This window comes from Flagellimonas aquimarina, assembly GCF_003149745.1.
Classification (GTDB): domain Bacteria; phylum Bacteroidota; class Bacteroidia; order Flavobacteriales; family Flavobacteriaceae; genus Flagellimonas; species Flagellimonas aquimarina.
In genome coordinates, this window is the sequence record NZ_QGEG01000001.1 from 256,767 (window position 1) to 280,671 (window position 23,905).

Consider the following 23,905-nt stretch of genomic DNA (forward strand, 5'->3'; position numbering starts at 1 on the left):
AAACCCCTACTCCCCATAATCTAATTACCAAATATTTCTACTATCAATCTATTTCAGGTTTATCCTTTTTGTTAGAAAATGTTTAGAGAATATAAAAGAGTACTATGGGCATTATGTCTTGTAAATGGTCCAATGTAATAAAGATCAACAGCAAAGAAGTCTCAGAAAACTTATTGAGACTTAATCTTGAAGCGATACGGAATTTTAAAAGCTGTTTCGAAAGGCTCTGGGAGATTGGTTTGTAAATTTCTTGAAAATCCTATTAAAAGTCGCCTTAGAATTAAATCCGCAATCATAGGCTATGCTCATGATTTTAAGATTCTCATACTTAGAATCTCCAAGACGTTTTTTTACCTCATCTACCCTATATTCATTTACAAAGTAATAAAAGTTCTTTTTCAACTTTCTATTTAAGGCAAGTGATATGTCTTTTTCGGTAAATCCAGATTGGGAACTTAACATTGTCAGGTTTAATTCAGGGTTCAAAAAAAGTTTTTCGTTTTTCATTATACTTTTCAAAACCGCTATAGGTTTAGAATAGTCTTTATCATCAACAATAAAATCAGCTTTAATGGGTGGATTATAAATTTGAGCTTGACCAAAACCCCTTATACTTAACCAATAGATTGTAATTATCAAAATGAGCTGAGTAACCCAGCGATAGGAAAATAAAAGTCCTTGATTGTATTCCACAGTAAAATCTATGAGTACTTCATAGTCCACCAACTGAAATAGTACTATCGCCAAAAAAGAAAATGACAAAACTCCAATGAGCTGTTTTATCCAGTTAAGAGTTACATTATCTATAGTGGATACATGATTCAGCAGGGATGAGTTGTAATTTCCAAGATTCTTATACGCCATAGCTAGATAAATAAAAATCAACGGTATCGCGTAAAACCCTATTGATTCTGTAAAGTTGTGTAGTTTTTGACTGTAATCCTCATTTTCGATTAAAATGTGATAAAATCCATGCAAATAATTTAGGACAAGTGGTGCAAAATGCCATAGATGTTTGGGAAGAAATCTTGAGTCTGGTTGAATAAGACATCTAATGTAAAAATAAAAAGCAGGGCCTAGCCAATACGTCATTGTAAAAGGCAGGTAGTAGAGCCATTCATTGGTTCCATAAAGCTTAAACTCCAAAAATAGGCTGGTCAGCAATGTACTGCTCAAAGAAATAAGGAGCACCAAAAGAAATTTGTTTGCTGTTCGATTATCTTTCTTTACCAATAACAAAAAGGAAAAAATCAAGCCAGTGATTATCGCCGTAAAACTAAGAAGCTGAACAATGTTTACATGGAATTTGATCATTTAGCCATTTCTTAATATTTTCAGGTCTAAGCTATCCATATTTGCTTTCTTTAATCAAAAATGATGTTTAAAATAACAGAAAACCTAAAGCATGGCAAAATGAATAGTTGTTTTCCTATGTATCCATTAAACCAGTTCGAATTTCTTGAGGTTGTATTATGCATAGAATTCATTACAATATCTGCTAATGTTTTCAAGAACTTAGAATCAATGCTTAGCAGGAATTACTTTAACCTATTTGAGTTCAGATATCAGCAGATGTTTAACCATCAATCAATACTTCCTTCCAGACCGCAGAGTTAAATTCCAATTCATTGTTTTTCAATGTTTTGGGATTTTTGCTTTTCTGCTTTCTTGTGATAGATCAATTCCAAGTTCTTTCAAGGAATTTAATGAAATTGAGGTGCATTATATTTTCTACATCACCATCTGAATAACCTCTTTTAGATAGTAAGACAGGAATTTTCTGCAAATCAGCTATAGTATTGAGATCCTCCGGGGATTGTTCCTTTCCAAAAGCCCCGTCAAGATCTGTTCCAATGCCCACATGTAAGGAATTGCCAGCCAGTTGGCAAATGTGATCAATATTATCCACCACTTTGTTTAAGGTAACCCCCATTTCTTTTGGAGTGGATTTTCCCCTTATCCAATTAGGGACCATCATCCATGCATCAAGAGCAATTCCTACGACCGCTTTTCTACTAATAAGTTCATTGATTTGCTCATCCGAAAACTGTCTATTATGATTTACAAATTTCCTGCAGTTGTTATGGCTTGCCCAAACCGGTCCATTGTATATTTTCATGGTTTCCCAAAAACTCATATCACAGAGGTGGGTGGCATCCAAAATAAGGTTGAGTTCTTCTATTTTTTTTAGAAGTTCTTTTCCTTTATAGCCAATTCCCCCAATGGAGTCAGTGCCGTGTGCATATGTCCCTGGCCCATAATGCGCAGGACCAATGGCCCTTAACCCCATTTTATGAGATTTTTCTAGATGCTCTATAGTAACAATCGAATCTGCACCTTCTAAGCTAAGTATGTATCCAATTGGCTTTTTGGAACCATCTTTTTTCCAAAGTGCAATATGTGCTTTTAACTCTTTTATATTGGTAATTTGCACCATCTCACCAATTTCTTCCATAGCCTTGTACCAGGCAAATTGACCCTGGGTTTGCGCCCAAGCCTGGTGCTGTGAGTTCCAACCTGGTAATGGACTTCCTCTTTTTACGTAACGAGCAATTTGTGTTGCTACGCAGAGGCCAACATTACCTTTTCGCATTGCCTGTAACGAAACCGTGTTTTTGCCCCGATCCGGTTTATCGGTCATCCCCATTTCACTCTTTCTAATTTCCTCAACAGTCCAGGTCAAATCCCTGTTCCATTCCAAAGCGTTCATGGCCAAATCCAAATGTGCATCGAATACGAACATAGTTAGGTGTTATAATATATAAATAATACACAGGCAATTTTTGTTGCTTTAATGCAACTGGAACATTGCCTCTACTTCAACGGGAATATTGTCTGGTAACATCATGCCAACTGCACTTCTAACTCCAATGCCGTTTTCTTTTCCAAACACATCAGCCATAAGTTCACTGAACCCATTTACAACATAGGGTTGTCTTCCAAAATCAGGAGTAGAATTCACCATTCCTAAAACTTTGACCACTCTTTTTATTTTATCCAAACTGCCAAAATGTGTTTGAATGGTAGATAACATGGTTAGTCCAACTTGGCGAGCTGCCAATTTAGCTTCATCTTCGTTTAGGTCATCTCCAGCTCTACCTATCATCAAAGTTCCATCCAAATTAATAGGTCCCTGTCCAGAAATGTACAGAAAATTATCCACCACCAATAGTGGCTTGTATACTCCAAGTGGTTTAGGGGCAGGAGGAAATTGAAGCCCCAACTGTTTTATTCTTTCTGAAGGTAAATTATCCATAATTATAAAAATTAAATAAACATATTCAACGTTAATACTCCCAAAAGTCCAATTATTCCAACCAAGGTTTCCATAACCGTCCATGTGGACAAAGTTTCTTTGACCGTAAGGTTGAAATATTCTTTGAACATCCAGAAACCAGTATCGTTTACATGAGATAACATTAGACTTCCGGAGCCAATGGCCAACACCATGAGTTCTGTATTAACACCTGTTCCTGATGCCAGTGGAAGAACAATGCCCGCCGCTGTCAACCCAGCTACAGTTGCAGAACCAACACAAACACGTATTGCTGTTGCTATCAACCAAGCCAAAACCAAAGGAGATACACTAGAGCCTTTTAATGAATCTGCAATATAATTGCTTATGCCACTGTCCACCAGTACTTCTTTAAGAGCACCTGCTCCAGCAATAATAAGAAGAATCATAGTGATACTGGATACAGAACTGGACAGAGAGTCCATAACCGCAATCATTTTTTTACCTCTTGCCAATCCCAACGTATAAATCGCCACCAATACCGAGATTAACATAGCAATAACTGGATTTCCCAAGAACACAAGAATGGTTTTAACACTACTGTCTTGCATAAATTGATCTGCAGCAATGGAAAGACCTATTAACAATATGGGCAGCAAAGCGGTAATAACACTTACCATAACACTAGGCAAATACTCATCCTTTATAACAACCGGATTGTAAAATTCCTTCAAAGGCTTGGCCTCTATTTTTTTTATTGTTCGTGCAAAAAGAGGACCAGCGATAACAATTGCAGGAATTGCTATGACAATACCATAGATCATGGTTTTTCCGATATTGGCATTAAACATCGCTGCTATAGCTGTTGGAGCAGGATGTGGTGGAAGGTATCCATGGGTTACGGATAAGGATGTGAGCATGGGCAACCCAACATATAGCAATGGAAGACCGGTTGAAATAGCAATGGTAAATACTAAAGGGATCAATATTACAAACCCAACGGAATAAAACATGGGAATACCCACAATAAATCCAGTTAAAACCACTGCCCATTGCACATATTTGACCCCAAAAGCTCCTACCAATTTTGTAGTAATCTGTTGCGCCGCACCGCTATCGGCAACCAGTTTCCCCAACATTGCACCTAGACCCAAAATCAGGACCAAAAAACCAAGTGTATTCCCAATGCCCGTTTGGATGGATTTTACAAGACCCTCTAAATCCATGCTTTGGGATATTCCAACAAATAAGGAAACAATTATAAATGAAAGAAAAGCGTTGAGTTTAAATTTTGCGATGAGGAGAAATAACAGGAATATTCCTATTACTACAAAAACAATGGGCATAAATTTTGGTTATTGATCGTATATAAATGTAAGAATTCAGAAGTAAAAACCGCCAACAATCCATCATGGATTACCATCAAAAAAGACAAATATTGTGATGGTTAATACAGAATAACCATTTTAAACCATTCCGTCTTTTAAAATTGATGCAATACCCTGGCCTTGCCATCAATTTTTATTGTTTTACAGACACATTTAAAATACTGGAACATCATTTCTAAAGGACCTCAAAAGCTTTCAGCTAAAGTTGAAGGCTTTTTTATTTTAAGCCGTTTATTATTATTTACTATGCATGATTAGCATATTTTTAATAAAAAACTTAGTTTTAAAGCAATTAAAAACATAATCCCATGGGTAAATTTGAAATAAAGAAAGACAAATCTGGACAATTCAGATTTAATTTAAAGGCCAACAACGGCCAAGTTATTCTAAGTAGTGAGGCATATACTACAAAGCCTGCTTGCGAAAACGGTATCGCATCCGTGCGAACAAACTCTCAAGATGACAATAGGTTTGACAGAAAAACTGCTAAGGACGGCAGCCCTTATTTTAATTTGAAAGCTTCTAACGGACAAGTTATTGGGGCAAGTGAAATGTACTCAAGTGCATCCGCCATGGAGAACGGTGTCGCTTCTGTAAAAAGCAATGCGCCAGATGCTTCTGTCGAAGATAATTCATAGCTTTTTCCAAAATATCTCTTTTATATCATGTTAGTGTTGATATAAAACTTAAGACGGCCCAATTGGGCCGTCTCTCTTTTCTCCTTGACCATAAATCGGCTACAGATTAATTAAAAACCAGTTCATCCAAGAAAATAAAACTATTACCTCCTGGAGCAATATGCCAATCTGGATTTTTTAGTGGGCTTTCAACAAAAAGTTTTACTTTTTTTAATGAAATAGGATCAAAACTAATGTTGTAAGCCATCCGCTCAATATCAATTGAAGGTGTTGGTTTTGGTAATTTTATAGTCTTTATTTTTTTGAAACTATTCCCATCGGCTGAACCCCAAACGGTATAACCTACGGGAAAGAAAATCCAACTAGTGGGTATGGAAAGGCTCCCGACCGAGATGTTGGATATTGTGGTCTGTTCTTTAAATTCAACTGTTGCCGTCATATGTTGACTTTCATAGCCCACCCAATTTCCATCAACAAAGTTAGTTGTCCCCCGTTTAAGGTCCATAAGGGTTTCCCCCCCTTTAGCCGTGTATTTTGGATGAGGTGATTGAGCCAAAGTGATATTGTTGATCTCCACTTGGTTTTTTAGAAAATGTGCAGTACTTGTTAAACTAGGTTCCCAATTGTCCAATGTGGAATATGTCTTTAGGGTAGAGGTTTCTTTAAGATAAAATGGCTCGGTATATTCTTTGGCTATAGTATCATTTTTTGAATTTTCAGTGATATAAAACACCTTGGCACCTTCAAAATATTGTTCTATAGATATTTTTACAGAATCCTTAAAAATTTCTTGGTCTGCAATAATGGTTGGTGGAGATAAGGTGCTAGACGCAAAAACACTATCCGCGACTCGACTTTGCACCATAATTGTTTCATTCTCTTTTTGAAATTCAGAAAGCCCATCTTTGGTCATTTTGGTTTGCCACACGTACAGATTTTTTAAATTAGGTAGCGTTGCTAAAGAGTTAAGGGCAGAATCGTCCAACTCAGAACCATAAAGGTTTAACGATTCTAAAAATTCTAAGTTGCTGATTATCTGAACAGTAGCATTGGTTATCCCTGTATTCTGCAACTGGAGCTTTGTAAGATGTTTAAACTGTTTTAGCCGTTTTGCCAATTCATCGGTTAAATTGGTATATCCTAAGTTTATTTCGACAATATTGTCTTTATAAGGCTTAAGCAAATCAAAGTCCTCATCGCTAAGGTTCTTTCGTTTCAAAAAATTAACGAACAATAACGGCATCTCTTCTGAAGCTAACTGGGCAGAAATATTACTTTGTGACAAACCTGCAATGAACTCTAAAGGCACATCATCCACTTTTTCCGCAATTAGTGCTTTGAGAGAGTTGTCTTTTTCCAATGAAGCCAAAATTGCATCCAACTTTTCATCTGTAGGCAGATTCTTTACCACACAATCAAAACAATTCTCATTTTTCATCCACCAATTCATTAAAAGTACTTCTTCAGAGGTAAGCTGCACTTTTCCCTTTGGTGGCATATGTTCTTTATCTGCCATAGGAAGATAAAGACGATGCATAAGCAACGAAGTCTTCTCCTTCTCCAGTGAATCTAGAAGTGAGCCTGAATCTCCACCAGCCAATAACTCTTTTTGTGATGTAAGCAATAACCCGCCTTTGGCCTTCCCACTATTGTGGCAACTAACACATTTTTGCTGAAGAATAGGTTGAATGACATCTGAGAATACCACTGCTTGTGCTATATCCTCAATTACAGGTTCTTCGTAAGCTTCTTTGAACAAAAAATCTTCGCCATGAGTAAGACTTCCTCCGAAATGGCCTGTTAAGGTCAACAAAATCAACACCAACACAAATACTGGGAAGTACGTTTTTTGAGCCAACCCATTGGCTGATTTCTTTAAGAAAAATAATATCAAAGCTCCCACAGAAAAAGCTACAGCAATCCACCTGTGCCTAAAAAGCAGCTCTTCATCATACCCTCCATTTTCTCCTAAAAACCAACCAGATGCAACTGAAAAGATAGCACTAAAAGCACCTATTGCCAGAGCAAAAAGGATAGTTCCGTTATCTTTTGGGGCCGGTTTTTTATAATAATAGAGCTCCATTAAAAATGCTAAAACCAAAATCCCTATGGGCAAATGGACAAATAAAGGATGTAAATTTCCTAACTGCATTATTAACTTTTATTTATTCAACAATAATTTCATCTACAAAAACCCAAGGCAATGTTCCTTTACCTGGATGCCAACCAGGGATTTCTTTTAAAGAAGAAATGGTTATGGTCAATTCGCTATATTTTTCTTTTTGAACTGGAACCTCAATAAAATCCATTGTCTTGCTTTTTGCTTCATCACCACTGTTCAATTCTATAGCCCCTATATTCCCCTTTTTAGATTTTACACTTATTGAAGCAGGTAAAAAAATCCATGACCCTTGATCTTGTAAAACACTCATGATTAACTTTTCCACCAAAATAGGTTCAGAAAATTTAAGGTCAACAACAATTTCGTTTTCTTGAAAACCCAACCATTTTGCACCATTTCTAAAGTTAACGGTTCCCTTAAGGCCATCTATCAAGGTGTTTTCTCCACTTCCTTTATAATTTTCATTGGGTCCTGGGTTAATATTTATTGCAGCGTTGGAAATATCCTTGCTCATTTTACGTATAACCATCGCTAGCTCTTCGCTAGGCTTAAAATCCTTGTGAAAAGCCCTTACTTTTAAGTGAGTCGTAGTTGTAATTTTTAAAGGTGCCCCATAACTACTGGCATTTTCTGTAACATTGCTTCCGTCCGTTGTATATCGGAGAATTGCATTATCATAAGCCAAATCTACCTTTACCAATGCCGAATTTCTAAAAAGTGATGAATCTATGTGAACTATGGGAAGTGACAATTGAATGGCTGATTCATTTAAAAAAATAGGTTTCTTTGATTGGCACGAAAGAGTGGTTAAACTGAAAAAGAAAATCAAAGCCGTTCCTTTCGCAATCTTGCCAAAAGTGCCAATTGCTGTATTTAACTTAAGACCTAAAACCGTCATACCCGATATAATTTTATGGGATATGTGGCCGAAGAATTCCACTGGGCAACATAAATATTCTCATCTTCATCTATACACACATCATGAGGGTGCGTAAAAATCTTTAAAGTTTGATGCATCGGATTCAGATTGTCATTTTCATATTCTGGAATACTTCCACCCGGAGCAGAAATCAATTTGTTGTTTTCATCTAATATTGAAATAAAACCTGTGCCCTCAGACCCATCTCCAGACCATATAGTAGCCAAGTAAATGTGATTGTTATGTATCACCGGCCTGCATATGTATGCTCCTGGCAAATCAATGGAGTTAAGATAGGTTCCATCCAACGAAAAACGTTTTAGCCTATTTTGTTGGCGAGCGGTTATCAACAAAGTTGGATTCTTTGGGTCACGATCATCAATACAAATACCATGAGCATTATTGAATAGGTGATCTTCATCACCTCTACCCCCAAATATGTTTTTTATGTTTCCTTTGGAATCGTAGTGCGTTATAAATTGAGAACCATACCCGTCTGCAACATAGATATCCCCATTTTCTGCAATAGCGGTTTCTGTGGGTATGTACTCCTCTTTGTTTTGATATTTCCCACTTTCTTTTGGAAATGGAAGAACTTGAATCACTTTTCCATCCAAAGTCGTTTTAATCACCTCGTGCCTATCATTATCAGAGATGTACAAAAATTCGGTTCCATTTTCATCATGTATGGTTAACCCATGTGCACCAGGATATTCTTTTCCCCAAGTATCTAACAATTTTCCAGACTTATCATAGATAAGAACATTGTTTTTGGTGTGATTGGTCAACAGGATAATTCTTCCTTTAGCATCTTGCACCATTTCATGACAGTCCTTCACTGGAAAGTTCTTGCTATTAAGTTTTCCCCAGTTTAAGTCTATCTTATACTGATGACTTCCATGACCGATAACAACGTCTTTTTGCATACGCTCAGAAAATGATAAACTACCTATGGATGCCAAGCTCAAAGAGGCCAACCCTCCTTTTTCGATGAACCGTCTCCTATTCATCATGCCAATATATCTTTTACCAAATGTCCTTCTACATCTGTAAGCCTAAATCTTCTGCCCTGATATTTATAAGTGAGTCTTTCATGATCAATACCCAATAAATGAAGCAGTGTTGCCTGAAAATCATGAACATGCACAGGATTGTCAACTATGTTATAACCAAACTCATCTGTTTCACCATAAACAAAACCTGGCTTAATACCTCCTCCAGCCATCCACATAGTAAAACACCTTGGGTGATGGTCTCTTCCATAGTTAGTATCGGTCAATAAACCTTGAGAGTAATTAGTTCTACCAAATTCACCTCCCCATACAACCAATGTATCTTCTAACATCCCTCTTTGCTTAAGGTCAGCAACTAGAGCAGCCGAAGCTTGATCTACGTCCTTTGCCTGTTTTTCAATTGCGGAAGGCAAATTATCATGCTGATCCCAGCCCATATGGTACAATTGGATAAAACGAACATCTTGCTCCGCCAACCTTCTAGCCAGCAAACAATTAGCAGCATAAGTGCCCGGTATTTTAGCATCAGCCCCATACATTTTATAAATGTAATCCGGTTCGTTCTCTGTGTTCATTACCTCCGGAACAGAAGTTTGCATTCTATAGGCCATTTCATATTGGGCTATTCTGCTTTGAATCTCCTCGTCGCCAAATTCCTTATACTGTTTTTCATTAAGTACGGCTAGATTATCGAGTATGGAACGCTTGGTTTCTTTAGATATACCTTTAGGGTCATTTAAATAAAGAACAGGGTCCTTTGCTGCCCTAAATTGTACCCCTTGATGCAATGAATGAAGAAAACCATTGCCCCATAATCTAGTGTACAAAGGTTGACCGTTTGGTCTTCCTGTTCCCCGCGACAATAACACTGTAAAAGAAGGTAAGTTTTCATTTTCGCTTCCCAGTCCATAACTTAACCAAGAGCCAATACTAGGCCTGCCTGGTTGCTGTGATCCTGTTTGAAAAAAAGTGACAGCTGGATCATGGTTTATTGCTTCGGTATACATTGATTTTACAATACATAGCTCATCTACCATTTTAGCCGTATAGGGCAGTAGGTCACTGATCCATGTTCCGTTTTTACCATGTTGTTGAAAACCAAAATTTGAACCTACCAAAGGAAACTTGTCCTGTCCTGAGGTCATGCCAGTCAAACGTTGTCCGTTACGAATAGATTCTGGCAAATCCTCGCCCCTCCTCTGGTTAAGCAACGGTTTATAATCAAAAAGTTCTAATTGTGAAGGACCTCCACTTTGAAATAGATAAATGACGCGTTTTATTTTTGCGGGATGATGAGGGGAGTTAAGAATACCTTTTATCCCCATTGGATTATCCGCTTTAGTAATTAAACTGCCTTCTTTTTGATAAAAATTACAGCCAAGAAGAGAACCCAATGCCATTCCACCAACTCCCAACGCAGACTTTCCTAAGAAAGACCTCCTGTTCATATTGATTGCGTTGTCCGCTATTATTTTCTTTTCACTCATATTACCCTCTTGAAATGGTTTCGTCTAAGTTTAGTATTGTATGTGCCGTTAAGGCCAATGCCGTTAAATGGTCTGAAGAAACTTCCATATCTGTAGAAAACTCCCCAATTGACAGATATTCGTCAGTAACCACTTCCCCTGCCTTTATCTTTTCAAACGTATCTAAATAAAGGTTATGTAAGATTTTCAATTCTTCCTCATTTGGTTTTCTAGAAGTAGCATTTTGAAAAACATAGCCTATTTGGTTCAATGGTTCTTTACCGCTTGCATCTATGGCTTTGTATGCCAAGGCCCTTGCCGCTTCTATTAACTGTGGGTCATTTAAAAGCACAAGTGCCTGCAATGGCGTGTTAGTCTCTTGGCGCTTTACGGTACAAAGATCTCTTGAGGAAGCATCAAAAGTCATCATAGTCGGCGGCGGTACCGTTCTCTTCCAAAAGGTGTATAAACTTTTTCTGTACAGATCTTCACCTTCACTTTGAACGTAAGTTGAGGTACTTCCACCTCCCCCACCTGTAGTTTCTTCCCATATACCTTCTGGCTGGTACGGTTTTACACTTGGACCACCAACCTCCTCATTCAATAATCCACTTATTTTCAAGGCTTGATCCCTAATCATTTCCGCACTCAACCTTAACCTGGAAGCTCTTGCCAAATAGGTGTTTTCTGGGTCTAATTCTTGCATTTCTTCTGTTATATGACTACTCTGTTGATAGGTGGAAGAGAGCACCATATATTTCATGATTTGCTTAACATCCCATCCTTCTTTCATAAACTTGACCGCCAGGAAATCAAGCAATTCTGGATGCGAAGGCAATGCTCCCTGGTTTCCAAAATCATAAGAGCTTTCCACCAAACCTTTTCCAAACATTCTCTGCCAGATTCGGTTGACCGCAACACGCGCAGTCAATGGGTTTTTTTCATGAAACAACCATTTGGATAAGCCCAATCTGTTTTTTGGAAAGTTATCTGGGAATGGTAAAATAGCCTCAGGCGTTGCAGGAAAGACTTGTTCTGAAGGTTGGTCATAAACCCCCCTATTCAAAACAAATGTTTCTCTCTGTACCGGCATATCCCTCATAACCATTACCTCTACCTTTTGCTCAGGGTTTTTGGTCATGTTCACAAAGTTCAACACCCCTTCTTTATCTTCTTTTGAAACTATTATATATGGTTTCGGTATTTCTTGGGCATTTGCCATAAGCCCTTTCTCATCTATATTATTGAAAAAACCGAAAAGCTGGAAATGTTCCTTTTGGCTTAAAGGGTCATATTTATGGTCATGACAGCGGGCGCATTCCATGGTCATTCCTAAAAAAGCAGTACTAAATGTATTTGTCCTATCCTCTACGTATTCTATGCGGTATTCCTCAGGAATCACCCCTCCTTCTGCAGTTATCTTGTGGTTTCTGTTAAATCCTGTGGCCAAAATGGATTCTTTGGTTGCATTGGAAAGCATGTCTCCCGCCAATTGGTAGGTGACAAATTCATTATAAGGCATATTTTTTTCAAAGGCATGAATGACCCAATCCCGCCAAGGCCACATGGTGCGCTCAAAATCATCTTGATAGCCATGTGTGTCCGCATATCTTGCAACGTCCATCCAGTCTGCAGCCATGTACTCGGCATAAGCCGTGGTATTGAGCAAAGAATCAACAATTTTTTCGTAAGCATTTTTAGAGGTGTCTTTTATGAAGGCGTTGACTTGATCCACACTTGGAGGCAGTCCTGCGATACTAAAAAATGCGCGACGGACAAGTTGTTCTTTAGCAGCTTTTTTTGAAGGCGAAAACCCTTGGAGGTTTAATTTTTCTTGAATAAACTTATCTATCTCGTTTTGGCTCCATTCATCATTTTCAATTATCGGCACTGCTGGGCTAACTGGCGGTACAAATGCCCAATGCTTCTTGTACACAGCGCCTTGCTCCACCCATTTTTTAAGCAGTTCCTTTTCATAATCGGACAATATGAGGTTGGATTCCGGTGGGGGCATTTTAAGCGTAGGGTCATCTTCAAAAATTCGTTTTATCAACTCACTTTTTTCCAAATCACCGGGGATAATTGCATATCTATCTTTGTTCTCACCAATTGCGGCATATGCATCTTCAGGTTTGTTCAAAGAAAGTCCACCTTCAACTGCATTTTTATCTGGTCCATGACAGACGAAACACCTATCAGAAAGAATTGGTTTTATATGAAATGAGAAGTCAATACTATCTGGGATTTGACTTATGGACTGTTCTAGAGATATAATTGCATACTCTCCTTTTTTACTCTGACAGCTTATCACTAAAAAAGACAGAATAACAAAATGTACCGGTAGAAACCTCTTCTTTATCAACGTCCTGATGACAGGCATACAATTGGATTTTTGATTGTTGCTTTGAAGCTAATTAGATAACTGGAATTGCACTCAAAAATTTCGACCAATGGCAGACCAGAAAAGACTAATGAATTTGTTTATGCAAATTCAACTAGAGTTGACAGTACAATTGAGAAACGAGTCTGTTTGAATACAGTAAAAGGGGGAATCTCCATTACTCTGGCGAATTCCTACCCCATGTTATTGAATCGTTTAAAATTCGGCCTTTAGCATCATTTAGGTAGCTCCTGCCTATGGTATACCTAATTCCGTCAACTTCTAAACTATTGCCCTCTATTGCCTCAACCTTATCTATAGCAATAGTGTAGGATCTGTGAATCCGCAGAAATTTATCGGAGGGCAATTCATCCGTAAAACTGCCCAGGGTTTTGTGAATTATATACTTTGCTGAGGTAGTTTTGATTCGAATGTAATCCTTCAGGCTTTCAACTACTACAATTTCATCCAGAAAAATTTTTTGTAGTTTTTTTTTGTCCACTTTGACAAAAATACTTGGCTTTTCGTGCGCTGAATGGGTCCCGCTATTGGATGCTCCTTGTTTTAAGCTTATAATTCGATTTACTGTTTTTAGAAATCTTGGAAAAGGAATAGGTTTTACGAGATAATCAATAACTTCAAGTTCAAAACTCTTTAATGCATATTCTTCATGCGCAGTAGTGATCACTATCATTGGAGAAACATGCAGCGATTCTAAAAAATTGAGCCCGTCCAAAATGGGCATATTGATATCCAGAAAAATGATATCAACTTCATTTTCCTGAAGAAATGATGTGGCGTCGATAGCATTTGAAAAAGTACGGACAAGATTTAATTGTTTTATCTGTTCGGCATAGTTCTTCAATACATTTATGGCCAATGGCTCATCATCAATAATAATAACTCGTAAAGCTGTCATACTTTTAGTTTTAAATCTACATGAAACATATTTTCTTTCTCAAAAATATCAAGGTCATAATCTTTTGAATCATACCCCAGTTCCAAACGTTTTTTTACATTGGAAAGTCCTATGCCGCCACTTCTGGTCGCCACTTTGCTTTCTCTGTCACTAACAGGAATGGTGTTGGACACATTAAAATACAAAAAATCGTCGGCAACACTTATATCTATCGTAATATGCATATCGCCAATGTTTTTGCTCGCTCCATGTTTAAAGCAGTTTTCAATTAATGGAACAAGCAACATTGGAGCTATCATCTTATTCTCTAAATCACCTGAAATCCCAATATCTATTTGTAATGAATCATTAAATCGTATTCGCTCTAAATCTATATAGTTTTGAATACAATCTATCTCGCTTTTAAGGTCTTGCTTTCTTTTTCTTGTGGCATATAGTAAGTATCGCATTAGTCCAGATAGCTTTAGAATTACCTCGGGCGCCTTATCAGATTTTTCAAGAGTGAGTGAATAAATATTGTTTAATGTATTAAAGAAAAAGTGTGGAGAAACTTGCGACCTTAAAAACTTGAGTTCTGTTGTCAATTGTCTTTTTTCAAGGTCATGAAGCTTACTGTTTTCCCGCAACCAATCTACGGTTATCTTAATAGCAGTGGCAAAAGACACCACATAGAGTTCTCCCAACATTGTTTGTATTGCATAGTTTAGGGTCAGCCCTTCTCCTGCCAGTTCGGCTGGTCCCTCTGGCCATACATTAGTACTCACTAAATAGTAGGTAAGGTTATATTTTACCAACAACATAACAAACAATGAAAGCAACACAATTGTGGTATATGTGATGTATTTTCTTTTATAAACATATTTGGGCATCAAAAAATAAATATTGAAGTAAGAAAGGGCAATATGAATTGGAAAACCTATCAAGTTGGTTTTGATGGAGTATTCAAAATCGTCATGCATGCTACCCCAACGCAATGTATTCAGTGCAAAATAAATTGCCCAAAAAATAATATGGTGCATATAGGTAATGCGATACTGTTGCGAAGATTCAGCTTTTAAAAGCTCATCCAATTTATCATTTATGTACATGGATTTCGATGCATTTTATTTGTACGGCTTTTCTGCTGTTTAGCTTTTGGGGCAGGTTGTTGGTCTAATTTTATTCCTCCTCAAAATAAAATTATAAATATTTAGGAATACAATTGCACAACCAATCACAACCATTGAATTTATCTACGCTACCGCCTAATCACCATAAGAAAATCAAATATATTTTGAGGAAAAGTATAAAAAATATCAATATTAATATAATTAGCAGATGAGCAAATCTTCTTTTCTTTTCTTTTTGATAGTGTTCTTCATTGGCTCATCTTGTAAAGAAAAAAAACTAAATAGCACTTCTGATCATTTTACCGGGTATGTAGATCCTTTTATTGGCACAGGTGGTCACGGACACACTTTTCCTGGCGCAACTGCTCCTTTTGGAATGGTGCAGCCAAGTCCGGATAATGGCACCACAGGCTGGGATTGGTGCTCTGGTTACCATATAACAGATTCCATTATTTCTGGCTTTGGACAATTGCATCTTAGCGGCACTGGAATAGGGGATTTGGCCGATCTATTGTTAATGCCAACAAACAAAACGACCAATGTATCTATGTTTGGCATTGCAAGGGATAGTTTGCCCTATACTGCCCGTTTTTCCCATTCTAGCGAAACTGCTTCCCCTGGTTATTACAAAGTTGACCTGGAAAATGATATACGAGTTGAACTTACCGCCAACGAATATGTGTCTTTACATAAGTATACGTATCAAAAAAGTGATGTGCCTTCTTTTATTATTGACTTAGGCTATGCGGTAAATTGGGATGCGCCTACCGAAAGCTACATTGCATTGGAAAGTGAAACCCAGATTGCGGGATACAGACACAGCGCGGGTTGGGCAAAAAACCAAAAAGTATTCTTTGTATTGGAAACCTCAGAACCAATCATAAACGCTCATTTTATGTCCAATGGTGAAACTTTGGGCAGCAGGAAAAAAGCAAAAGGAACAAAAACGGGAGCACAACTCTTTTTTAACAAAGATTCAACCTCAACGGTCGAAATCAAAGTGGCGGTATCTTCCGTAAGCATTGCAAACGCCAAAGAAAATCTTAGAAATTATGGTACTTCCGTTTCGTTTGACGAAGTAAAAAGCCAAACAAACAAAAAATGGGAAGAGCTATTGTCCAAAATTAAGATAGAGACACCTCAAGATTCTCTAAAGACCATTTTTTATACTGCATTATATCATACGCAGGTAGCTCCGGTGCTCTTCAGTGATATTAATGGCGAGTTCCGATTGCAAAACGACAGTATCAGTACTGCCCAAGATTGGAATGCATATTCAACCCTCTCTCTGTGGGACACCTTTAGGGCCGAAAATCCTTTATTAAATATTTTACAGCCTGAAAAAGCAAACGATATTGTGCGGTCTATGCTTGCCTATTATGATGAACAAGGTAGATTGCCCGTATGGACCTTATATGGCAACGAAACCAATACCATGACCGGAAACCATGGGGTATCAGTTGTTGTGGATACCTATTTAAAAGGAATTCGAGATTATGATGTTGATAAAGCATACGAGGCTGTTCGCAATACCATGATGGGAGATATTAGAGGACTGGCACCCTATAAAGAATACGGATATATTCCTTATACAGAATTGGATGAGTCAGTTACGATAAGCCTTGAATTTGCCTATAATGATTGGTGTGTTGCACAAATGGCCAAGGATTTAGGCAAAGAGGAGGATTATCAATATTTCAGCAATCGTTCTAAGGCATTTAGACATCTTTTTGATACCGAAACTGGATTTATGAGAGGTAAGTCCGTAGATGGAAAAAGTTGGAACGAGCCATTTGACCCCAAGTTTTCAAGTCATAGGGAGCATACTGATTATACAGAGGGCAATGCTTGGCAACACAGTTGGTTTGTTTTGCATGATGTTCCAAGTTTTATAGAGTTGCATGGAGGAAACAAGGCTTTTACAAAAAAGTTGGAACAACTTTTCACTGAAAGTTCAGAGATTTCTGGAGAAAACGTTTCTGCAGATATTTCGGGTCTAATTGGGCAGTATGCACATGGTAACGAACCAAGCCATCATATTGCCTACATGTTCAATAGTGCAAAAGAACCATGGAAGACTCAATACTGGGTAAGACAAATATTAGATACCCAATACACTACGCAGCCTGAAGGCTTGAGTGGAAACGAAGATTGTGGGCAAATGTCTGCGTGGTATGTTTTTAGTTCATTGGGCCTCTACCCTATGAACCCGGCATCAGGTCAATATGAACTTGGAAGCCCCCTTTTTAAGAAAGCGACCATAACAATATCAGAAACAAAGGATTTTATCATTTCAGCTGAGAGTACCTCATCAGTCAATAAGTACATTCAAGCAGTTAAACTAAATGGAGAATCATTGCAACGCACCTACATAACACACACGGAATTAATGGCAGGTGGCACATTAGAATTTGAAATGGGTCCTGATCCCAATAAAAATTGGGGTATTTAAATATGACCAGTACAATTATATGGATGTAATAGACATTTCGATCATAGTAGTCTATGTGTTACTGACGCTCTTTATTGGAATATGGGTTTCCAAAAAAGCTTCCAATGGGTTAGAATCCTATTTTCTAGGAGGAAATAATATTAAATGGTACTATTTAGGCCTAAGCAACGGATCCGGCATGTTCGATGTATCTGGAACCGCATGGATGGTTGGTATATTATTTCTATATGGCGCCAAAAGCTTTATGTTTATGTGGCTTTGGCCCGTTTGGAATCAGGTCTTTCTTATGATGTTTTTGGCCGTTTGGATAAGGCGTTCCAACATCATGACCGGTTCTGAGTGGATTTTAACACGATTTGGAGATGGTAGATCGGGAAGGGCATCGCACAGTATTGTGGCCATATTTGCTGTTGTTTCTGCCGTAGGATTCATAGCATACTTCTTTGAAGGTACAGGTAAGTTTTTGACCATTATCTTACCTTGGGACATTCCTTTGGAAATAGGAAATGTTCTTTTATTGACCTCAGAACAGTCCTATGCACTTATAATTATTTTCCTAACTACTATCTATACTGTTAAAGGAGGCATGTTCTCTGTTGTAGCTACTGAAGTTTTACAATATATCATCATGGTTATAGCCGGCATACTGGTAGCAGGCTATACTTTTTTTGCCATTAGCGATGTAGAAATTAACATGGTAATCTCTGATGAATGGCGAACTATTTTCTTTGGCGGTGAGCTGGAAACACATTGGAATACCAAATTTCAGGCTTTTAACGATTTAATAGATACGGAAGGATATAAAATGTTTGGGGCATTTATTGGAATGTCGCTTTTCAAAGGTTTCTTTGCAAGTATTGCAGGGCCTGTACCCAGTTATGATTTTCAGCGCATTCTATCTACAAGAACGGTTAAAGAAGCTGCTTATATGAGTGGTTTTACCAATCTGGTTTTATATATACCCAGATACTTATTGGTTACCGGAATCGTAGTCATTGCCTTAGTAGTTTTGGCTCCAGAAATGAGCACCAATCCTGGATTGGTTGGGGGCGATTTGGAGGTTATCCTGCCAAAAGTCATCAACCACCATATTCCAGTTGGGGTTAAAGGGTTGTTATTGGCAGGCCTTTTAGCCGCTTTTATGTCTACGTTTTCAGCTTTTGTAAATTCGAGTCCAGCTTATATAGTTAACGATATCTATAAAAAATACTTTAAGCCAAAAGCGTCCAATAAGCATTACATAAAGGCCAGTCATATTGCTTCATTTTTTGTAGTTGGGTTGGGCGTATGTATGGGCTTTTTTGCAGATTCCATCAACTCACTTACGTTATGGATAAGCAGTGCCTTATATGGCGGATATGTAGCATCCAACTTTTTAAAATGGGTGTGGTGGCGCTTTAACGGCTGGGGATACTTTTGGGGAATGGTTGCAGGGTTGCTAATAGCAAGTCTTCAGTTCATTTTAGATCAGAATAAGGCCAATTTTTTAGAAGGCACTTTTTTGTATGACCTATCGCACATTCATGCCATCTATCTTTTCCCATTGATTTTTGGATTTTCATTGTTAGGGTCCTTTTTAGGAACTTACCTGTCAAAACCTACAGCTGCAGAAGTCCTAAAATCTTTTTACAAAGATGTAAAACCTTGGGGTTGGTGGAAACCCATTCAAATGCAGCTAAAAAATGAAGACCCTTCTTTTGAGAAGAACAATGATTTTTGGTTAGACATGACGAATTGTGCCATTGGCATTGTTTGGCAATCCAGCATGATCTTACTGCCCATATATTTTATAATTAGAGACTATCCAAAAGCCATTTTAACACTAGTGGTGTTTTTAACAACTTCTTTAATTTTAAAATACACTTGGCTGGATAAGTTGAAAAAAATACCTAACTAAGCTTAGTTTTTAAACTAATTAAAATCAGATTATAAAGAAAATGAACGCGATTCCGTGGCAAGAAAGACCGGCAGACAATACTGATATAATTTGGAGATACGACCAAAATCCGATTATAAAAAGAGATGCCATACCATCATCCAACAGTATTTTCAATAGCGCTGTTGTTCCTTTTGAAGACGGCTTTGCCGGAGTATTTAGATGTGATAACAAAGCGGTGCAAATGAATATTTTTGCTGGTTTTAGCAAAGATGGCATCAACTGGGACATTGATCATGAGCCCATAGCATTTGAAGCAGGGAACACACAGATGATTGCATCAGATTATAAATACGACCCCCGTGTTACATTTATAGAGGACCGATACTGGATTACCTGGTGCAACGGCTACCATGGTCCAACAATCGGCATTGGTTATACTTTTGATTTCAAAGAATTTTTTCAATGTGAAAATGCATTCTTGCCATTCAATAGAAATGGTGTGCTCTTTCCAGAAAAGATAGATGGCAAATATGCCATGCTCAGTAGACCGAGTGATAACGGACATACCCCTTTTGGAGATATTTATCTTAGCTACAGCCCTGATATGAAATATTGGGGAGAACACAGATGTGTCATGAAAGCTGCCCCATTTACAGATAGCGCATGGCAATGCACAAAAATTGGGGCAGGTTCGGTTCCAATTTTGGTAGATGAAGGTTGGTTAATGTTCTACCACGGTGTCATAAACACCTGCAATGGCTTTAGATACTCCATGGGCTCAGTTATTTTAGATCAACACGACCCTAGCAAAGTAAAACACAGGACGCAACCTTATTTACTCTCACCACAAACCCCATATGAATGTATGGGCGATGTACCAAACGTAGTGTTCCCTTGCGCAACATTACATTCTATTGCAGAAGATAAGGTTACAATTTATTATGGTGCAGCAGATACAGTTACCGCAATGGCCTTTGGACACATATCCGAAGTCATACAATTCACAATAAAGAACAGTTTATGAAATGGAACAAGGCGTAGGAAAACATAAAAAACTAGTGAGTTTAATCCTTTTCTTTTTGTACATAGGGTGCATATTCTTATGCTCGCAAGAGGAACCAAGGACCTACGTGGCTTATCAAACGTTAGATTCGATTACAATCGATGGAAAGGCAAATGAGTCTTCTTGGGAAAAGGCAGTTTGGTCAGATTTGTTCATAGACATAGAGGGCGTAAAAAGGCCAACTTATGATACAAGAATGAAAATACTGTGGGATGAAACCAACATCTATTTCTTTGCCGAGCTAGAAGAACCTCACGTTTGGGCAAACCTAAAAGAACGTGATACGATCATATTTTATAATAACGATTTTGAAATCTTTATTGACCCAGATGGGGACACTCATAATTATTATGAGTATGAAATGAATGCTTTAAACACAATTTGGGATTTATTTCTCTCCAAGCCCTATCGTAATGGTGGAAAAGTATTGGGCGGATGGGATTTTAAAGAGCTTCAATCTGCAGTTTCTATTCAAGGTACATTGAACGATGCTTCGGATATTGATGAAGGATGGACCATAGAGATTGCCATTCCATGGTCTTTTTATACTGATCCAGGCGGACAGACCATTCTTCCAAAAAATGAACATTGGAGAATCAGTTTCTCAAGGGTAAATTGGAATTTTGATTTGTCCAATGGAAAGTACTCCAGAAAAAAAGATAAAAAAACCGGCAAATTCATGCATGAATACAATTGGGTCTGGTCCCCTCAACAAGTAATCAACATGCACGAACCCGAAAAATGGGGGTATGTATTTTTTTCAGACGGTAAAGTTGGAAACACCACCGTCAATTTTGAAATACCAAAAGACGACCATATCAAATGGTATCTGTACAAGTTGTACAGAGGCCTTATCAATGAAAAAAACAAGGATACTTACTGGAAAACAACAAATGAACAAACCTTTAGTGTTCCCAAAAAGATATTTGGGCAATCCGTGACCCCGGTTTTGGAAAAGTATACCAATGGTTTCACCATTTGGGCCAAAAGTCCATTCAGTAAAAATATATTATGTATTGCCAAAGACGGAAAGTTTGAGGCTTACCGCAAGTAAGAAATGTGAGAGCAAATGAGGTTGAGTTACGTTTATATAGCAATTTTAGTTTTATCAATAGGCTGTTCCCAAAATCCAAAGAAAGAAACCGCTGATGAAAAACTAATCACCTATGTGAACCCATTTATAGGAACAGATGGACCTGGAAACACATACCCTGGCGCTACTACTCCCTTTGGCATGGTGCAACTAAGTCCGGATATTGGAATTCCCGGATGGGATAGGATTGCTGGATATTATTACCAAGATTCCATCATTTCGGGATTCTCGCACACACATCTTACGGGAACAGGTGCAGGCGATTTGTATGATATTTTAGTGATGCCAACCAACAGCAGGTTTTCAGATAGGATTGAACAGAACAATTACAAACCTTTTTCTCATTTTAATCATAATCATGAAGGTGCATCTCCCGGATATTACTGGGTAAACTTGTTGGATTATGGGATCAAGGCAGAAATGACCGCGACCAGTAGAGTTGGAGTGCACAGATATACATTCCCTAAAGATGAGAGTAGTCAAATTCATGTGGACCTCGGATATACCTTAAATTGGGACAAGCCCACAGGTACTTTTATAAAAGTTGTCAATGACTCAATTTTACAAGGTCATAGAATGTCTACTGGCTGGGCCAGAAACCAAAAAGTGTTTTTTGAAATGCACTTTTCAAAACCTTTTACTTCTTATAAAATTGATGACAACGGCAAGGAAAACAATTCAAAAATAGTTTTGAACTATACTACAGATGAAGGAGAACAAATTATAGTAAAGACGGGATTATCCTCCGTAAGTTATGAAACTGCCGGGAAAGCAATTAAGCAAGAAGCGAACACAGGTTTTAACCAAATCAAAAGAAATGCAGAAGCCATCTGGGAAAAAGAGCTTCAAAAAATAAAAATAGTATCGAACGATGTTGACAAGAAAAACATTTTCTACACTATGCTGTATCAATCCATGCTGGCTCCAACATTATATAGCGATAGCAATGGTGAGTACAAAGCCGCAAATGATACTGAAGGAAAATACAAAATAGGAAAGGACTCTGTAGCAAAGGCATTAGGTTATAACCGATACGATACTTTTTCATTATGGGACACTTTTAGGGCAGCACACCCATTGTATACCATAATTCAACCTGATAAAGTACCCGATATGGTAAAGTCTTTATTGGCACATTACAAAGAAACAGATGTTCTTCCTGTTTGGTCTATGCAAGGCAGTGAAACCAACATGATGATTGGGTACCATGCGGTGCCAGTGATTGTGGATGCTTATTTTAAAGGGTTTCAGTTTGATTTTGATTTGGCTTACAAAGCCTGCAAAGAAAGTGCAATGGTGAATGAGCGTCAGATTGATGTATACAAAGAAAGAGGATTTATTCCTGTGGATGAGCATCATGAAAATTGGTCCGTTTCCAAAACCATGGAATATGCATATGATGACTGGTGCGTTGCCATGTTTGCAAAAGACCTGGGTAAGCAAGAGGATTATGAATACTTTTTGAAGCGTTCAGAAAATTGGAAAAACCTGTATAATTCTAAAAGATCATGGTTGCAACCCAAAGATATGGATGGAAAATTCATAGAACCTTTTTTACCAAAAGAATACTCTCCCTATTTCTGTGAAAGCAATGCCTGGCATTATTACTGGTATGTTCCGCAGGACATAACTGGACTTATTGAAAAAACAGGTGGAGAAGAACGTTTTGAACAGAAACTGGATTCCATGTTCAGCTATGCACCAAGTCCGGAAGACAAATTGCCTGTATTTAGTACAGGAATGATCGGTCAATATGCACACGGCAATGAACCTAGTCATCACGTTGCATACCTATACAATTATTTAAACCAACCTTCAAAAGCACAAAAATTGGTTCGGGAGATTTTAGAAAATCAATATAAAAATGAGCCCAATGGGCATTGTGGCAATGAAGACTGTGGACAAATGTCTTCTTGGTATATTCTTAGTTCGTTGGGATTCTATCCTGTAAATCCTGCACAAGGAGTATATGATTTAGGAATACCTCTTTTTAAGGAAGCGAGCGTACAAGTGGCGAATGGCAAAACCTTCACAGTTAGCGCTGATGGTCTAGAAGAAAATCAATTTGTGCAACGTGTATCCCTAAATGGTAATGAATTAAAAAGAAGTTACATCACACACCAAGAAATTATGAATGGTGGTACATTGGTATTTACCATGACCAATGATTCAAAATTGGCCGATAAGAATCAACTGAAGACACCAGAAGTCAACAAAATATACAACTAG

At 37.8% G+C, this 23,905-nt stretch carries 17 protein-coding genes; 6 read left to right on the forward strand and 11 right to left on the reverse strand.

Annotated elements, in window-relative coordinates; all coding sequences use genetic code 11:
- Positions 1-204: 204 nt before the first annotated feature.
- The 4 genes from DKG77_RS01185 to DKG77_RS01205 all read right to left on the reverse strand — a co-directional run bounded on the left by DKG77_RS01185 (position 205) and on the right by DKG77_RS01205 (position 4,581).
- Positions 205-1,314: a helix-turn-helix domain-containing protein gene (locus DKG77_RS01185; RefSeq protein ID WP_109659411.1), complete on the reverse strand. Its 1,110-nt coding sequence runs from the start codon at positions 1,312-1,314 to the stop codon at positions 205-207.
- Positions 1,315-1,678: 364 nt separating this feature from the next.
- The gene (locus tag DKG77_RS01195) at positions 1,679-2,743 is read right to left on the reverse strand and encodes a dipeptidase (RefSeq protein WP_109659415.1); all 1,065 of its coding nucleotides are present in this window, start codon (positions 2,741-2,743) and stop codon (positions 1,679-1,681) included.
- A gap of 48 nt (positions 2,744-2,791) precedes the next feature.
- Positions 2,792-3,256 carry a RidA family protein gene (locus tag DKG77_RS01200; RefSeq protein ID WP_109661359.1) on the reverse strand — a complete coding sequence of 155 codons (465 nt, stop codon included), beginning with the start codon at positions 3,254-3,256 and terminating at the stop codon, positions 2,792-2,794.
- Positions 3,257-3,267: 11 nt separating this feature from the next.
- Positions 3,268-4,581 (reverse strand): gluconate:H+ symporter, encoded by a 1,314-nt coding sequence (locus tag DKG77_RS01205; RefSeq protein WP_109659417.1) that lies wholly within the window; start codon positions 4,579-4,581, stop codon positions 3,268-3,270.
- 350 nt (positions 4,582-4,931) lie between these two features.
- Here DKG77_RS01205 and DKG77_RS01210 point away from each other — a divergent pair, with 350 nt between their 5' ends.
- Positions 4,932-5,261 carry a YegP family protein gene (locus DKG77_RS01210; protein ID WP_109659419.1) on the forward strand — a complete coding sequence of 110 codons (330 nt, stop codon included), beginning with the start codon at positions 4,932-4,934 and terminating at the stop codon, positions 5,259-5,261.
- Between the two features lie 106 nt (positions 5,262-5,367).
- On the opposite strand, the gene DKG77_RS01215 is transcribed toward DKG77_RS01210, so the two are convergent.
- From DKG77_RS01215 to DKG77_RS01245, 7 genes are all read right to left on the reverse strand, one after another.
- A complete protein-coding gene (locus tag DKG77_RS01215; protein WP_109659421.1) occupies positions 5,368-7,413 on the reverse strand; it encodes a DUF2231 domain-containing protein in 2,046 nt (681 codons plus the stop codon).
- Between the two features lie 13 nt (positions 7,414-7,426).
- Positions 7,427-8,281 carry a chitobiase/beta-hexosaminidase C-terminal domain-containing protein gene (locus DKG77_RS01220; RefSeq protein ID WP_109659423.1) on the reverse strand — a complete coding sequence of 285 codons (855 nt, stop codon included), beginning with the start codon at positions 8,279-8,281 and terminating at the stop codon, positions 7,427-7,429.
- Complete coding sequence (locus DKG77_RS01225; protein ID WP_243414776.1) at positions 8,278-9,315, reverse strand: NHL repeat-containing protein; 1,038 nt, start codon at positions 9,313-9,315, stop codon at positions 8,278-8,280. Before DKG77_RS01225 ends, DKG77_RS01220 begins: the two co-directional genes overlap by 4 nt.
- Positions 9,312-10,802, reverse strand: coding sequence for a DUF1501 domain-containing protein (locus DKG77_RS01230; RefSeq protein WP_109659427.1), 1,491 nt, complete (start codon positions 10,800-10,802; stop codon positions 9,312-9,314). The genes DKG77_RS01225 and DKG77_RS01230 overlap by 4 nt, the downstream gene beginning before the upstream one ends.
- A 1-nt stretch (position 10,803) precedes the next feature.
- Entirely contained in the window at positions 10,804-13,161 is a 2,358-nt protein-coding gene (locus DKG77_RS01235; RefSeq protein WP_109659428.1) for a PSD1 and planctomycete cytochrome C domain-containing protein, read from the reverse strand.
- 178 nt (positions 13,162-13,339) lie between these two features.
- Positions 13,340-14,080, reverse strand: coding sequence for a LytR/AlgR family response regulator transcription factor (locus tag DKG77_RS01240; RefSeq protein ID WP_109659430.1), 741 nt, complete (start codon positions 14,078-14,080; stop codon positions 13,340-13,342).
- Complete coding sequence (locus DKG77_RS01245; RefSeq protein ID WP_109659432.1) at positions 14,077-15,168, reverse strand: sensor histidine kinase; 1,092 nt, start codon at positions 15,166-15,168, stop codon at positions 14,077-14,079. The genes DKG77_RS01240 and DKG77_RS01245 overlap by 4 nt, the downstream gene beginning before the upstream one ends.
- A 229-nt stretch (positions 15,169-15,397) precedes the next feature.
- On the opposite strand from DKG77_RS01245, the gene DKG77_RS01250 reads away from it, so the two are divergent.
- Genes DKG77_RS01250 through DKG77_RS01270 form a run of 5 tightly spaced genes read left to right on the forward strand, consistent with a single transcriptional unit; the run spans position 15,398 to position 23,905 of the window.
- Positions 15,398-17,641, forward strand: a complete 2,244-nt coding sequence (locus DKG77_RS01250; RefSeq protein ID WP_109659434.1) for a GH92 family glycosyl hydrolase — start codon at positions 15,398-15,400, stop codon at positions 17,639-17,641.
- Between the two features lie 19 nt (positions 17,642-17,660).
- A complete protein-coding gene (locus DKG77_RS01255) occupies positions 17,661-19,538 on the forward strand; it encodes a sodium:solute symporter family protein (RefSeq protein WP_109659435.1) in 1,878 nt (625 codons plus the stop codon).
- A 40-nt stretch (positions 19,539-19,578) separates the two neighbouring features.
- Positions 19,579-20,544 carry a glycoside hydrolase family 130 protein gene (locus DKG77_RS01260; RefSeq protein WP_109659437.1) on the forward strand — a complete coding sequence of 322 codons (966 nt, stop codon included), beginning with the start codon at positions 19,579-19,581 and terminating at the stop codon, positions 20,542-20,544.
- A 1-nt stretch (position 20,545) separates the two neighbouring features.
- Positions 20,546-21,637 (forward strand): carbohydrate-binding family 9-like protein, encoded by a 1,092-nt coding sequence (locus DKG77_RS01265; protein WP_109659439.1) that lies wholly within the window; start codon positions 20,546-20,548, stop codon positions 21,635-21,637.
- Between the two features lie 15 nt (positions 21,638-21,652).
- Complete coding sequence (locus DKG77_RS01270) at positions 21,653-23,905, forward strand: GH92 family glycosyl hydrolase (RefSeq protein WP_109659441.1); 2,253 nt, start codon at positions 21,653-21,655, stop codon at positions 23,903-23,905.